Here is a 13,179-nt window from a genome sequence, read left to right as displayed (position 1 = left end):
ACCGTTGAGCTGCCCCATTCCAATTAAAATAAGCGGTTTTGTATTGCATCGGTGCATAGACTGGAGCCGGGAGCGGAAATGAGGAAAGAGCTAAGAGTGCGTGTGGGTACACATCAGGCGATGTCGCTGAAATGGACGGCGCTGGTGATGGCTTCTCTGTTCGGCACTGCCGCGAATGCGGCACATGAGCACATGGAGCACTTGCCGGAAATTGAAGTGACGGCGCATGCGCATGACCGCAATAGCGATTTGCACAAGCGCATGGTCAACAGTGCGGATACAGCGAGCCTGTTGCAGGATTACACTGGCGTGTACTCCTACCAGGCAGGCGGCATTTCCGCCCTGCCCAATATCCGGGGGATGAACGACAACCGCATCCGCATCCTGGTTGACGGCGCCGAATTGACGGCAGCCTGTGCCAACAGCATGAATGCACCGCTGACGTATATTTCGCCCGCAGCGGTGGCCAATATCAGTGTGCTGGCGGGCATTACGCCCGTGAGCATGGGTGGCGACAGCATTGCCGGGACAATCACTGTGGATTCTGCCAAGCCTATCTACGCTGCCAATGCGGATGCATGGCTGTATAAGGGCAGCTTTTCCACGGTGTATCGCAGCAACAATAATGGACTCAGCACCGCACTGAATGCCACAGCCGCCAGCGATAACCTCAGCCTGAGTTTCACCAGCACCATGGACAGGGGCCAGAGCTACCGTGACGGCAACGGCGACAAGGTACTTGCCTCGCAATTCGAGCGTCACATCCAGACCCTGACGATCGGCGCCAAGGGCGAGAACGAGGATTTCGTCCTGCGCCTCAGTCACCAGGAAGTGCCGCACCAAGGTTTCCCCAATCAGCGAATGGATTTGATCGACAACAAGGCAGATTCGATCAATGCGAGCTATAGCCGCCATTTTGCCTGGGGCGACCTGGATACCCGCCTGTATTGGCAGGAAGTCAGCCATGAAATGGGCTTTTTCTCATCAGAAAAGCCGGGGCAGATGCCGATGAAGACGCGCGGCAAGGATATGGGTTACCAGATCAAGGCAAGCATTCCGTTAAGTGATGTGCATACGTTGCGTGTCGGCAATGAGTTTCATCGCCAGACGCTGGATGACTACTGGCCTCCTGTTGCGGGAAGCATGATGATGGGCCCCCGCACTTTTGTGAATATCAATGATGGGCGCCGTGATCGTGCGGGCATCTTTGCGGAAGTCGAGTCTCAATGGAATAGCCGATGGAGCAGCATGCTCGGCGCGCGCATCGACCATGTTCGCAGTACTGTCGGGGAAGTGCAGGCATATTCCACCATGGGGATGAATGCTGCAGACCATGCCGCCGCGCAGCGCTTCAATGGTAGTAGCCGTTCTGCCAGCGACAACCATCTCGACATGACAGCAAGCGGTAAATATGAGTTCTCTGATACGACTAGCCTGGAGTTTGGTTACGCGCGCAAGACACGGTCCCCCAGCTTGTATGAGCGCTATTCCTGGGGTACCGGCAGCATGGCGCGCAACATGATCGGCTGGTTCGGCGATGTCAATGGCTACATTGGCAATCCGGACTTGAAGCCCGAGAAAGCCAATACCATCAGCGCAACGCTGGACTGGCACGATGCGGAGAAAGCTTCGTGGCAGGCCAGGGTGACCCCCTATTTTACTTATGTACAGGATTACATCGGCGTAGAGCGGGATGCGCGTGCCGGAGTACCCAATAATGCACCGCGCACTCATTTGGTTTTTGATAACCAGGATGCACGCTTCTATGGCATCAACATGGAAGGCGCCAAGCAACTTTGGCAGGATACTGCCTGGGGACAGGGTCGCGCCAAGGCCAGTCTGGCCTGGACCCGTGGCGAGCGTATCAATGGTGAGTCGCTCTACCAGATCATGCCGCTCAACGCCCGTGTCAGCCTGGAGCAGAAAAAAGGCGCATGGTCCAACGGTGTAGATGTGCAATTCGTCGATGCCAAAACACGCGTGGATGATGTCCGGCTCGAGCCGGAGACCGGTGGTTACACGCTAGTGGATTTGCGCAGCAGCTATCAATGGTCCAAGGCCAGGCTGGATTTCAGCGTGACCAATTTGTTCGATCGCTATTACGCCTTGCCGACGGGTGGGGTGAATTTTGCGCAATGGGTGGCCGACGGGCGGCAGGCATCCGTACCCATGGGGCCTGTTGCAGGCATGGGGCGCTCAATCAACCTCGGCCTTACCCTGGATTTCTGACCTGGCGCCTGCCTTGGAGGGCCGTTCTGACCCGAACATCCGGACATAACGTTCACGCATGGTGGCGCTGCCCTTCATGCCGCCCTGGTGCAGGTACAGCCAGGGCTGCTTGAAACGCTCACGATGTTGCAGGATGCAGGCCCAGGCGGGCAAGTCGTACAGCAGATCGAAACTGATGCCGGTTTCTGCCACCAGTTCGGCCTGCAGCTCCCACAGTTCGCGGTATAGCGAGCCAAAACGGTAATGCGGTTCGTGCGTCAGGATGACGGGATGGTGTTGCGGTTGCATTGCTGAGAACACCTGCTGCAGGTAAGGCGTATCGCCATATACCGGTGTCGTCATGACTTCCATTCCTGACAGCGAGGCGGCCAGGTGGCAGGCGCTGCTCCCGGTGCCTGATGGCAGGAATACCTGCTTGAATCCCAGCGTGCCGGCGATCTCGCTGATTTCAGCGCCCAGGTATCCGAAGCCGTGCGCCACATGCGCGTGATTGGCGCCTTCGGCGAATATCCATTCGTGCTCGCCTGGCACGAACGCCTGCTGCGTCATGCGGCGGTATAGTTTGCTGTCGATATGCAGTTGCATGCCGCGATCCAATGCCAAGGCCAGGTTGCCCTTGGGCTGCGTTTTCAGCGCGTCGGCGAGGTATGGCAGCACATAATGAAACTCCGTGCCCATGAGTTGTGCAAGCGCACTCAAGGCCAGCATGGCATTGGACTGGGCTGAGCCATAACTCCAGATACGCTTGGCGGGCGGCAATGACGCTAGATTTTCCAGATAGTAGGCCAGCTTGTAGAGTTTGTTGCCCTCGATCGCCTCGAAATAGGGTGCCGGAACTGCCTGGCAGAATGCGGGTGCTGGCATGGTCTCGAGGATGCGGTTGCCGGAGAGAATGGCAGGCGACAACAATGCGGTCTCGATACGCAGGATGAAGTCCATGCCGGCAAAACTGCATTGTAGGTAGCTGAAGCTGGGCAGGGCCATGGGTAGTATCCGGAAAGTTCCTATGATGATACTCAAGCAAAACCCAGACCATCAACAAGAAAAAACCGGCCAATAGGCCGGTGGAGGAGTGGACTAGAGGAGAATCAAACTACACTAGTTGACTAGTGCTTGGTGCAGCTCTTGTTGAAAGAATCGATCTGTTTTTCGGCTTCTTCCTTGGAGATGCCGTAGAGCTCCTGCAATTTGCCGGACAACATTTCGCGGTTGCCCTTGATCTGCTCGAATTGGTCATCGGTCAGTTTGCCCCATTGCTGGCGCACCTTGCCCTTGAGTTGTTTCCAGTTACCTTCTACTTGATCCCAGTTCATGGCGGACTCCTTTGTGAATGATGTTCCAGTGGAAAATCGCATGGCGATTCGTCTGGAGTTCATGGTAGAGCAGATGCCGCCCGAAAGCAGTCAGGGTGAGGATGAATCGCATGTCGGCATGCACTGACATGCGGTGAAGCCCGTGATCTCAATGGCCGTCCGGTAGCCAGGCGCGGCGCCAGTCGCGCAGGTGCTCTCCCTCTAGCATCCAATGGGTGAGGACCTCATGGCGCAACGCATCTCCTGCCTGGGCGGCCGCATCCAGGTCTGCAATATGCATGCGGATGGCGTCTATCCAGTCGCGGAAGCGGTTTTTCACGCGGGTGACGGGAAGGCCATTCTCCTGGTAGCAGCGGATATCGCTGCAAATGACCGGGAAGCCGCATGCGCCGTACTCCAACAAGCGCAGGTTGCTCTTGCACTCGTTGAACAGATTGGGTTCCAGGGGAGCCAGTGCGAGATCCAGATGGAGGCTGGCCAGTGCCTGCGGGTATTGGTCAATGGCGACGCCAGTGTGGAATTCGTGCACATACGGGCGCAATGCTGGCGGGCACATGCCGAAGAATACCCACTCGACCTCGTCTGCCAGCTCCTTGACCACATCCGCGATCAATTCGAGGTCCCCGGTGTGGCTGTTGCCGCCGGCCCAGCCCACGCGAGGTTTGGCTGCAATGCGGCGCTGGCTTTGCAGGCCCTTCCACCAATTGACCGGTAGACGGTTCCTGACCACGCGAATATCGGGGTGGAGGCCGGCAAATGCCTCCGCCAAGGCCGGGGTAGAGACGACGAAGCGGTCAACGAAACCCAACCCCTGCCGCAAGGCTTTGATGGCATCCTTGGTGATGTGCTGGCGATGGATGCTCTTCATCGGCAAATTGGGCAGGTAGTCGTCCAGCTCATAGACCTTGAACGCCTGGGAAAATGCCTTGATCCTGCGTATTGCCTCCACTCTGTCTTCCGTGGTCTGGCGCTGCAGCACGATGGCATCGGGTTGGTAGCGTTCGAGCTCGACCGGTGAAAGCAGGCTGCCGGATATCGTGCCGTCGATGAGCGCCGCCTCGCGCATGGCCATCAGGGGCTGGATGACGCGATAATGGCCGCAGCCAAAGGCATCGGCATGATGCGCCAGAATGGTCGGGAGCGGTTTCCATGATTGCAAGGGACGCCAGCACAATGGCGGCTCGGCAAGCTTGAATCCCGGCTCGGCTTTTACCGAGAAGCCGGGATTGTAGGCAGGATCGCGCGCCAGCACGGGCAGCCAGCGGGCATACATGGCATCTTCTTCTCGTGTGCTGGCGGCAGCAGCCACCGGCATGTCCATTAATAGCGTCATGCGCGGCGTCCAAACATTGAGAAAGCCAGCCTGCTGCAGCTTCAGGCACAAGTCGACATCGGACCACCGCGAGAGCAAGGGGTCTTCATCGAAACCACCGGCCTGCAGGAATAGCTCGCGGCGTAGCAACAGGCACTCGCTGCTCAAGGCGGCATATTGCTGCTCAACCTGCAGGCGTTGCATATAGCCGCCCTCGTTGTGAGACAGGCCTTCAAACGCGCGTCCTGCCGGGCCGTTGAGGCCGAGCAGCAAGCCGGCATGGCGTATCTTGCCGTCGGCGGAAAGCAATTTTCCACCAACGGCCCCTACTTCGGGGCGCAAGCCGTGGTTGAGGAGCTGCTGCAGCCAGTCCCGGTTGAGGATGCCGGCCCCGTCGCCCAGCCAGACTAGAAAGTCGCCCAACGCTTGCTGGGCCGCCTGGTTGCACAAGGCCTCGCGCGATATTGCGGCGTCGAAGCGCAGGATGCGCAATTGCGGCAAGCCCATGGACTCAATGCCAGCCAGCCAGGTGCAAATGTCCGCAGCCTGGTTGCCATGGTCCAGTAGCAGCACCTCGTAATTGGCATAGCTGGTGTTTTCGAGCAGAGTTTCCAGGCAACGCTGCGCCTGGGGCAGCCTGTCCTTGATGATGATCAAGATGCTTACACCGGGCTGCTGTGCATGACCGTAATCGATCGCATAACACCTCGGCAAATGATTGTGGATAACAGGCTGCTCGTAGCCGCGTGCGCGCAGATGTTGCGCGATGACGGCTGGTTCTTCCGGGTATGCCTGTAGGTCCAGCGGCTGGCCGATCAATAGCGGCTCGCTGATATGGGCAATGCTGCCCAGGCCCAGTTGCGCGATCAGGCGCAGTTGGTACTCCAGCTCAAACGCACGTCCTGATGTGATGGAAAAGCCGCCTTGTTCGATGAGGGTCGTCCTGCGGAACAACCAATGTGGCGACATGCTGGCGGGGAAGCTGAGCAGCAAGTCCAGGTTGAGGTCCGGGCGCAGGTTGAGGCCCAGCTCATTGTCTTCCAGCCGAAGGATGTCGTCGGCATAGGCGGCATGGCAGGACGCTGGCAGGGTCGGCAAGTCCAGCGCGGCGATCAACAGGCCACTGGGCAGGAAGTCGGACCCGGCTTCGGCCAGCAATATCCACTCCGCCTGCGTGTTGGCAAGAGCGTCGTTGATGGCGCTGGCGCTGTTTCGGCTTGGGTCCAGTGTCAGCACCTTGGCCTTGTCCGCCAGATCGGGCAAGGTCAGGGGAGAGAATATCCATATCTCCAGGTTGCGGTAACGGTTGCTTTCTTGCAGGCTGGACAGCGTATGGGCAATAGCCTCGGTCGAGCCGGAGTGGTCGAGCAGCATGACGGCAATGCGTGGGCCGCCCTGCAACGTTGCCAAGTGCTGGTCAATGAGCGCCTGCTGTACTGCCGTTGGACGGCGGATGCCCATCCAGCTCGCCAGCGATACGCTGCCCAACCCCGCTGCGCGGTGCAGCGCCGCCAGTAGGTTGACCGGCTTGAACACGCGCGCTTTCAATGATGTGATAGGCGCGACGTTGACCAGTTTGTTGTCGCCAGACGCGCGATACCAGCCCAGGTCGCGGATGGCCTTGCGGAAGTCGGCATGGCCTTGATCCCCAATACCGACCTGGTCGCGGCCAACCTGGCTGAACTGCGTGTTGGAGACGCGGAACTTGGTCAGCGGCTTGGCCAGGAAGGCCAAATTGCCTTTTTGCAACAACTTGGCGTATAGCGCGAGATCGCCAACCCAATGAATGATGTGTCCATTGAGCGACATCAACTCGTCTGCGATCTCCAGCAGATCATCGCGCCGTGCCAGGATGCAGCTCGGCTCGCCAATGAAATTGATCGTGTGATCGCCAAAAAAAGAAACCAGCTCCTTGCCGTTGACGATCACATCCCCGGAAAACGGGAAACAGGTGTGCAGGATATCCGGCAACGCCTCGCCGTTCTCGTCTATGCGCTGGCGACGCGAAGAGGCCAAGGCAATGTCAGGCTCATTTTCCATGACTGCCACCTGCTCGGCGATGCAATCGGGCTCCAGTACATCGTCATCGTGCAGCAGCTTGATGTATTTCCCCCGGGCGAGACGGATGCCTTTGGCGGTGCTGGCCAGTTCGCCAAGGCGAATCTCGTTTCTGAAATAGCCGATAGTAAAGTTTGCTAATGCTGTCTTCTGTTCGATCAGTTTAGCAATGCGGAAATCAGGGCTGTCGTCGCAGATAATCAGTTCCAACGCAGGGTAGGCCTGACCCAGCACACCATCAAGAGCCGTTTCGAAATAGCGAGCCTTGTAGGCGGGTATGACGATACTGACCAGCGGAAGCTCACCTGCCATTCCTTGGGACCTTTGTGAAATATTTGGAAGATTCAGAGTTCAGAGTATAGATGGGGCGGCAGACATGGCATGAGAGAAACAGCGACAGGAAAGTGTGGCTGATGTCGGAATTGCCATTACCTTATCATCTCGCATGACTGTTCCGATGAATGTCACTGGCCTATCAAGTCCCGCGTCAATGCAGGGACTTGAGTACGCAGAATGCCCGCCGAATGATGCCGTCATCGATAATTTCGCCTCTATGCAACAACATGAACCCTGTCTCAAGAAACAGTCGCATGTTGCTCAGGAAATCGTGATCATTCTTGTCCAGATTATTACATTCGATGACGAGGATACCCTGTGGCGCGAGCATACTTCTGAGGCGGGAGATGTATTCAGCTATCGGAATACCGATCCAGACATGTACGGCGAAGGAAAAGATTACGTCGAATTTTCTGTCGTTATGAGTATGGAGCGCATCAAAATCACAACACATGAACGGCAGTTTTTTACCTGATGGTAGCGCGCGAGGCGATTGGCGATCTCGATCAGGTCGGGATTGTTGTCGAACCCCGTATAGCTGGAGGCAAGCGCAGAAGCTTCAATGCCAAAACAGCGGATGTTCAGCCGGTGTCGAGAACGGCAGCATCTGATGTCACCCACCGACCAAGCGCATAGGCAGCCATGCGTGCCAGGGTCGGCCTCTGTCCGGGCAAATCCCATCCCTCATGCGCTTGATAGAGCTCGCCATATCTGCCAAGCAGCGGATCCGACAGGCAGATAATACGGGAGAAATTCATGAGACGCCGATTCCGCTCAATAAAAGTAAAGGCAGGTATCCCAGCGATCCGGCGTGTGGTGGCGCAATCCGATCTGGTAGTCGGGGCGGATCGAAAGGATATAGTTGGTTAAGTCAAGCAAGTCAGTCGAACGGTGATAGGCGGAAATAGCTAGTTTCGGTTTGTGTTCTGATATTGCTCGGCGCGCCCCTTTTAGGGCCGACAGCTCGGAGCCTTCAATATCCATCTTGATGAAGGTCGGGGCATCATCGATGATGTCATCGATAGGACGAACATCGATCAAGTCGGCCGGTTCATGGTCGGCATCTGCTGGTTTGACGAAACCTCCGTGACCGCCTTCGTGGTTGAAGGGAACCCGGATGGTATTTTCGCCGGCACCGCAGCCATGCACTGTGATCCTGGAAGCAAAGTTGGTGTCCGTATAGCGGCGCAAAACGTTTTGCAGGGTTTGCAGATTGATGCGGTCTGGTTCGATCATCCACACACGTTCAAACTTTCCCTTGGTCACGCCGATCAAGCCCGCCAGCGATTCCCCAATGGAAGCACCGCAATCCACCATTTTTTCCGAATCGGAAAAGCGCAGCAGGCCTGATCGGAAATAAAGCGTGGAATAAGGACGTTCAACCTCATGGTAATACTCAGGTTCGCAGGTGAGGTGGAAATTCAGCACAGCATAAAGCGTTTGTACAGAATAGTCGTCGGCCAGACGTTGTGCCAATGTTTGGAATGCCGGGATGTTGCGTACGATATCGGCTCCCCAATCATCGACGCGATAATCGACATTGCCTTGTAGGCCAAAGGCGCGTACCGCCTGCTCGAAATTGAGATGTGGAATTCCATGCGTGCGACAGATCTGATCGAAGAAACGCTTGGGCCCGTCATAACGACAGGTATTAAGGGCGACGAGATCACGATCATGTGTGGCGAGTTCGGTGAAACGATCGGTAGAGATGATCGGCAGACCATAATAAAGCTCTCCCGAGTGGTAGCGGAAATCGTCCACTGCGGCGATAACCTCGCAAGGCCGTTCGTGCCTGACGTTCATCAGATGTGCGCCAAAGCCTTTGGTGCCGAGAATGACCAGTCTGGTCGCATTGCCGCGGCGCGCTATGACTTCACGCACATTGGCAGGGATGCCAAACATGGGATCGACGGCCAATGCATCCGCCGCCGCCAGAAAACTATCATTCATGGCAAGAGGATCAATGTTGGTCTTGCTTTGCAGGTCGGTTTGTTGAGTCATGCATCATCCCTCGTGAGTGTAGATCGGTTCATCGTAGCGAATGTCGAATACCGTCTTGTTCGGCACGTCGCTGGTGTAGAGCTGGGGCCAGCCTAGTTCGGCGCCCCGACCTACTTTGATGCCGGCTTGAATGGCCGCCCCCATGCGTATCGTGCAATGAGTGCCAATATCGACGTTCGCCCCGATCTGTACGCCGTTTTCCACCCAGCACGATGCCTTGACGCGGCTGCCGGGCCCGAGGTGCACGCCGGCATGGATCACAGTGTTGTAGTCGATGCGGCTGCCATGGCCAATCACGGCGTGTGCACCGATGAAGACGTTCATGCCGATGGCGACGCCCGCGCTGATGGAAGCGCTTGGATGGATAAACGACTCCAGCTTGAAGCCACGCTCCATTGCCGCTTGCATGAGTTCCATGCGCTTGAAATTGCCGAAGCGTTCGTCGAAGGCCACGAACATGACGCCTTGGGCCGGATTCAATCCATCGAGTACGCCAAGATCGAAACGGTAATCGCGGCCTTGCGGCACATCGATTTTTTCAACAGTGTCGTCCGGATGAGCCTGTTGCCAGGCCCTGAACGCCTGCTCGAGATAGGTGCCACCGCCGACTATCCATCTAGATGTCATGATCACCGTCCATCAATGTCGTGTACCAGCGTTCGACCAGCCGGTTGCTTGATTCGTAGGCGCCCTGATTCGGCAGCGGTGCGTCGGCATGCAGGGCTGCCTGTACCTGTTCCATGATTTCCACATCTTCGCCGACCACCAGCTTGCTGCCATGCATCTGCGCCAGCAGCACTTGATGCGAGAAGGCATAGGCCTGCTTCTTGCGCGCGGTAAACCAGTAGATTTCGAGATCGGTGCGGTCGGGCGCGATCGGGATGTGATGTTCGAGCGTGAACGAGAACCCGCCGTTGGCGCTCGCGATGTGCAGGTTGGGAAAGGCCAGCCAGTTGTAATAGGAATCCTGATCGCCCCAGCGTTCTACCAGTTCGTGCCAACCGAAGTGCTGCAGGTCGGGGATCGGCGCATCGGCGCCCGCATGGCTGAAGCGCCGCATCTCGCGGCGCAGTGCGGAAGGCGAGGTGTCGGTCAGCTGCAGGCCGGATTCACGGAACAGCGCTTCGTCGACCGTGGGCGTGAATTTGACGGTCTTTGCGAGACTCTTCGGGTGCACAAAGCGCGGATGGTTGGCATCGCGCAGATTTTCGTAGGCCAGCTTCCAGTTGAATTTGCCATGCCAGGTCGTCACCATGACTTCGGTGTCGTAGGTGTTCGAACTGCTTTCGAGCAGATCGATGAAGGCCGGCGTGAATTGTTCCTCGAACGGCAGCGGGTCGGTATCGAGATTGATGAACAGCACGTTGCCCACCGCATGCAACGCGAATCGGCGCAGCTTCAGACCTTGCTTTTCTTCGGCGCTGAATCGATAGACGGCATCGCACTCGGGAATGTGATCGACTCTGCCTTCGGCATCGTAGCGCCATGCATGATATGCACACACCAGCGGACGTTTTCCAACGGCTTCCGTCTGCAGCAGCGCATTGCGGTGCAGGCATACGTTCTCGAAGGCACGCAATTCACCGTGGAAATTCTGGATCACGATCGGGATGCCTGCAATCCTGCGCGTGATAAACGCATTGTGTTCGGACAGCAGGGTCTTCAGGCCGGCGAACAGCCATGCCTTGCGAAAAATCTTCTTCTGTTCGCGTTCGAATATCTCGAGCGACAGATAATATCTGGGATGCATTCTGGACTGCATTAGCATCGACCCTTGTTCATGTATGTTTCTGGGAAAGCGGCTTGGCCGGATTGCCGAAGACAGTGGCGCCATCGGGCACATTCTTGATCACGACCGAGCCTGCCCCGACCGTGGCACCGTCGCCGATGCGGATGCCGGGCAGGATGGTGGCATGCGGATGAACGACGGCAAAGTCACCGATGCTGGCACCGCCGCCGACGAAGGTCATGGCGCCGACCTGCGCATAGCGGCCAATGCGCACGTCATGACCGATCACGGTGTTGGTATGGATATTGGAGAAGTCGCCGAGCCAGACATCAGGGCTCAGCTGCACGCGATGGCACAGCAGCGTGCCTTGCCCGATGTGGATGCGCGGACTCAGATAGGCGCCAGTCAGGATCGGAATGAAGCGTGCGCCCTTGTCCAGCAGCGGCTGCGCATATTGCTGGCGCCCACGCGGATCTCCGACGGCGCAGACGAAATGGTCATCCTGCCGCGGTACGTAACTAAAGGGGTCGCCGACGATGGGAATATCACAGTCCAGGCCGTCGAGCATCCGTGTGCGCGTATCGAGGAAGCCGTTGATGACCCACGTGGTGCCGCATGCAGGATCGCCCTGCATCTGCGCCAGTACCTCGCGGCCCCAGCCGCCGGCGCCGATGATCAGTACCGGATACGTCATAGGATCGAGCCGCCATCCATCACGAGGCTGGTGCCTGTGACCCAGCGGCTGGCGTCGGACAGCAGATAGACGGCGGCATTGGCAACGTCCTGTGGTTCGCCAAGGCCGAGCGGGTGTCGCGCTTTCTGTGCTTCGAGCTGATCCTTGTCCCACATCGGCGTCGCGACGGCCGACGGCGAAATGCCGTTGACGCGTATCTTGTGCTTGACTTGTTCCAGCGCCAGGCACCTGATGATACCGATTAGGCCTGCCTTCATGGCTGAATAGGGGCCGACGCCGCGCGTGCCGAGATGAGCGGCGGTCGACAGCAGGAAGATGATGGAACCCTGGCGCATCACGGAACCCGTCTGCAACAGGCGTTGCGTGAGCATGACCGGAGCCAGGAAATTGACATGGTAGATATCGTTCATGGCTTGTTCGGTCAATTGACGAATCGGACAATGCTTCTGCATGCCGGCGCAATGCACGAGTCCGTCGATATGCGGACTGGCTTGCACCAGGCGCTCGCGATCGGCTATCTGTGTCAGGTCGGCGATGATGGCGAGATGTCCTTCACCCTGCAGTTGCGCCAATGTCTCCTGGAGACGCTGCTCGTCGCGACCGGTCACGATCAGGCGCGCGCCGCGCGCAGCACAGGTAATCGCGGTCTGCCGGCCCAGGCCGGAAGAGGCTCCGGTGACCAGAATGGTCTTGCCTTCGAGAGAGAAGACATTGCGTAACGAATGTATTGGATTGCTCATGCGTACACATCCATCGGCACGGTCAATCCGCCATCCACGACAAAGTAGTTGCGTGTAATCCAGCGGCTGGCATCGGCCAGGAAAAACAACGCGGCATGGGCGACATCTTCTGGCTCGCCCATGCCCAGCGGTGTCAGGTCAAACAGATTTTCCATGTTGCCGCCGCTGCCTTGCAGGCCATCGAGCAAAGGCGTGCGCACATAGCCCGGCGCGATGCAGTTGGCGCGCATGCCCTGTTTGGCGACTTCCTGTCCCAGGCTGCGTACCATGCCCAGCAAGGCGCTCTTGCTGGCTGCATAGGCGCTGCTCGCCATGGGGCCGATGTGCGAGGCCACCGAGGCGATGAAGACGATGGAACTGCCAGCAGCCAGGCGCTTCTTCGCCAGCAAGCCGCGCGTCAACATCATGGGCGCAAAGGTATTGGCGGAAAACATCTCGTCGAGATGGGCGCGGTTGATCATGCGCAGCGGGACCAGCTTGGATATGCCAGCGGCATGTGCCAGTCCATTCAGCATGCCCGCTTCCGCCACCAGGCGATCAATATCTTCTTGTTTGCTGAGATCGGCCTGTATTAGCCTGTGATCGTTGCCTTTCAGCGCTGCGAAGGTCGCTTCAAGCCGCTCGGTGTTTCGCCCGCTGATGACCAGCTCTGCACCGGCTTGCGCACAGCTAATGGAGATTTGTCGGCCGATGCCCGACGATGCACCCGTGACGAGGATGCGTTTGCCAATCAGGCTGAATGGGTCGGCGTGGTTCAGAAGTGCCAT

At 57.8% G+C, this 13,179-nt stretch carries 13 protein-coding genes; 2 read left to right on the top strand and 11 right to left on the bottom strand.

Annotation, left to right across the window (positions count from 1 at the left end):
* Positions 1–78 precede the first annotated feature (78 nt).
* On the top strand, positions 79–2,229 hold the full coding sequence (locus MFLA_RS13510) for a TonB-dependent receptor (RefSeq protein WP_011480869.1): 2,151 nt from the start codon (positions 79–81) through the stop codon (positions 2,227–2,229).
* Here MFLA_RS13510 and MFLA_RS13505 read toward each other — a convergent pair.
* A complete protein-coding gene (locus MFLA_RS13505; protein WP_048811768.1) occupies positions 2,197–3,213 on the bottom strand; it encodes a hypothetical protein in 1,017 nt (338 codons plus the stop codon). The genes MFLA_RS13510 and MFLA_RS13505 overlap by 33 nt on opposite strands.
* A gap of 122 nt (positions 3,214–3,335) precedes the next feature.
* Positions 3,336–3,542 (bottom strand): CsbD family protein, encoded by a 207-nt coding sequence (locus tag MFLA_RS13500; RefSeq protein WP_011480867.1) that lies wholly within the window; start codon positions 3,540–3,542, stop codon positions 3,336–3,338.
* On the opposite strand from MFLA_RS13500, the gene MFLA_RS15025 reads away from it, so the two are divergent.
* Positions 3,541–3,669: a hypothetical protein gene (locus tag MFLA_RS15025; protein WP_267864410.1), complete on the top strand. Its 129-nt coding sequence runs from the start codon at positions 3,541–3,543 to the stop codon at positions 3,667–3,669. The genes MFLA_RS13500 and MFLA_RS15025 overlap by 2 nt on opposite strands.
* 21 nt (positions 3,670–3,690) lie before the next feature.
* On the opposite strand, the gene MFLA_RS13495 is transcribed toward MFLA_RS15025, so the two are convergent.
* The 9 genes from MFLA_RS13495 to MFLA_RS13460 all read right to left on the bottom strand — a co-directional run bounded on the left by MFLA_RS13495 (position 3,691) and on the right by MFLA_RS13460 (position 13,179).
* On the bottom strand, positions 3,691–7,224 hold the full coding sequence (locus tag MFLA_RS13495) for a glycosyltransferase (RefSeq protein ID WP_011480866.1): 3,534 nt from the start codon (positions 7,222–7,224) through the stop codon (positions 3,691–3,693).
* A 175-nt stretch (positions 7,225–7,399) separates the two neighbouring features.
* Positions 7,400–7,702, bottom strand: a complete 303-nt coding sequence (locus tag MFLA_RS15100; RefSeq protein ID WP_407635284.1) for a hypothetical protein — start codon at positions 7,700–7,702, stop codon at positions 7,400–7,402.
* A gap of 127 nt (positions 7,703–7,829) precedes the next feature.
* Entirely contained in the window at positions 7,830–8,006 is a 177-nt protein-coding gene (locus MFLA_RS14745) for a hypothetical protein (protein WP_195742022.1), read from the bottom strand.
* Between the two features lie 16 nt (positions 8,007–8,022).
* Positions 8,023–9,249, bottom strand: a complete 1,227-nt coding sequence (locus tag MFLA_RS13485) for an FkbM family methyltransferase (RefSeq protein ID WP_011480864.1) — start codon at positions 9,247–9,249, stop codon at positions 8,023–8,025.
* Between the two features lie 3 nt (positions 9,250–9,252).
* Positions 9,253–9,876 (bottom strand): UDP-3-O-(3-hydroxymyristoyl)glucosamine N-acyltransferase, encoded by a 624-nt coding sequence (locus MFLA_RS13480; RefSeq protein WP_011480863.1) that lies wholly within the window; start codon positions 9,874–9,876, stop codon positions 9,253–9,255.
* Positions 9,866–10,999: an aromatic ring-hydroxylating oxygenase subunit alpha gene (locus MFLA_RS13475; RefSeq protein ID WP_229407071.1), complete on the bottom strand. Its 1,134-nt coding sequence runs from the start codon at positions 10,997–10,999 to the stop codon at positions 9,866–9,868. Before MFLA_RS13475 ends, MFLA_RS13480 begins: the two co-directional genes overlap by 11 nt.
* Positions 11,000–11,027: 28 nt before the next feature.
* The gene (locus MFLA_RS13470; RefSeq protein ID WP_011480861.1) at positions 11,028–11,672 is read right to left on the bottom strand and encodes an acetyltransferase; all 645 of its coding nucleotides are present in this window, start codon (positions 11,670–11,672) and stop codon (positions 11,028–11,030) included.
* Positions 11,669–12,412, bottom strand: coding sequence for an SDR family NAD(P)-dependent oxidoreductase (locus tag MFLA_RS13465; RefSeq protein ID WP_011480860.1), 744 nt, complete (start codon positions 12,410–12,412; stop codon positions 11,669–11,671). Before MFLA_RS13465 ends, MFLA_RS13470 begins: the two co-directional genes overlap by 4 nt.
* Positions 12,409–13,179 (bottom strand): SDR family NAD(P)-dependent oxidoreductase, encoded by a 771-nt coding sequence (locus MFLA_RS13460; RefSeq protein WP_011480859.1) that lies wholly within the window; start codon positions 13,177–13,179, stop codon positions 12,409–12,411. Before MFLA_RS13460 ends, MFLA_RS13465 begins: the two co-directional genes overlap by 4 nt.

The organism is Methylobacillus flagellatus KT, assembly GCF_000013705.1.
Lineage (GTDB): Bacteria > Pseudomonadota > Gammaproteobacteria > Burkholderiales > Methylophilaceae > Methylobacillus > Methylobacillus flagellatus.
Note: the sequence above shows the minus strand (reverse complement) of the source record. Positions and strands in the feature narration are given on the sequence as shown.